Below are 1,346 nucleotides of genomic sequence, written 5' to 3' on the forward strand. Positions count from 1 at the left end.
CCTAGCTTATGACTTCGCTAGGCACGAACACTACGGGCATCTCAGCACCGTGCGAGCATGGACTTTCCTCTACAGATGTAAAATCTGCAGCGATTACCCGAACGTTAAGACATCAACTATTATAGCTTAGTTTGTTCTAAAGGGCAAGCGGTTTTCATCAATCGTATAATTTGCTTCCAAACACATGTTTTTCCAAATTGGAAAGCCGTTTTAGAATATCAAAATTGGTCGTATTTGATTGAGCCGGCTGTCTCTTGTTCGCTTCTTCAAGCTGTTTTTTCAACTGCAGGTTTTCCTGCTGCAATTCTTCGATTTCCTGATGGAAGGCTTCATAGTCTTTAATGACCATGTCCAAGAATTTGTCAACATCTTCCTGCTTGTAGCCTCTGACTCCTGTTTTGAATTCTTTTTCCAAAATTTCTTTAGCAGAAAGCTTCACTTTATCAGCAAGCATCTTTTTCACCTCATATCGTGAATCATCATCTTATATTTTTTCAGAAAACGTGTGCAATGTCAAATTTTCTCTTGCACTTTTTACTCTTCGTAAAAGCTGCTTTCTTCAACGGTGACTCTCAGGTCATCCATCGTAATCGTGTAAATCGGAAAATCGCGTTTTTCTTGAGCTTTTTTTGCTTCATTCAGCATATACACAGGCGAGCCTTCTCTTTCTTCGTCGTACAGAATCAATAAGCCATCCGCCTTTTCGATGAAAAACCGGTTTTTTTGTTTAAATTGGACCGGGCTTTCGTACGGCCTGTGTGTCAAGCTTTCAGTGAAATCGCTGGCTGCGAGCACAGCTTCATACTGCTCTTGATTTTTCTCGTTCCACTTCTTTTCCTGTTCCAAAAACGGAGTGATAACCGCCACTTTCAAGTCGGGATATTCTTCCTGCAGCGAAAACGCAACTTCCGCCGCCCATAGTTCCGTGCCGAGCTGGCCTGAGATAAGGATCCATTCCAGCCCTTCCTCAAGCAGGGCGGTCAATCGGTTTTCAAGCGCTTTTTTTATGTAGAACAGGGCCTTGTCATCCTGTTTGAAAATCCCCAGTTCAAACGGCTTGTACCCTGTAACGGCCAATACTTTCATTATGATCACCTGCTAAAAAATGGGGCCGTATTCCGCCCCATTTTTTTAAAAGATATTCTGTTGCTCACGTTCAATCCGGCGCTCGTTCATCCTGACAAAACTTCCGAAAATCCTTTTTAGTAAGGACCCATACCCATTCCAGGTCCTGGCATCGCTCCAGGCCCGGGCATCATTCCTGCGCCAGGGCTCACGAAGTGCTGATGTGATGCCTGGTTGACAGCTGATTGAGTTTGCGGGAAGTAATGAACATGCTGAAAATG

Annotated in this window: 2 protein-coding genes and 1 other RNA gene (1 of these 3 only partly in view); all 3 read right to left on the bottom strand. The window is 43.8% G+C overall.

Translation table 11 applies throughout. The annotated features are described in order from the left end of the window. Positions 1–105: RNase P RNA component class B (gene rnpB, locus C1T29_RS12645), an RNA gene on the bottom strand; it reaches 270 nt to the left of the window's first position. Between the two features lie 52 nt (positions 106–157). Then, complete coding sequence (gpsB, locus tag C1T29_RS12650) at positions 158–454, bottom strand: cell division regulator GpsB (protein ID WP_003182873.1); 297 nt, start codon at positions 452–454, stop codon at positions 158–160. A gap of 80 nt (positions 455–534) precedes the next feature. Beyond that, positions 535–1,086: an SLOG family protein gene (locus C1T29_RS12655; protein WP_039072801.1), complete on the bottom strand. Its 552-nt coding sequence runs from the start codon at positions 1,084–1,086 to the stop codon at positions 535–537. Between the last annotated feature and the right edge of the window lie 260 nt (positions 1,087–1,346).

The sequence above is a fragment of the Bacillus sp. MBGLi79 genome, from assembly GCF_002953915.1.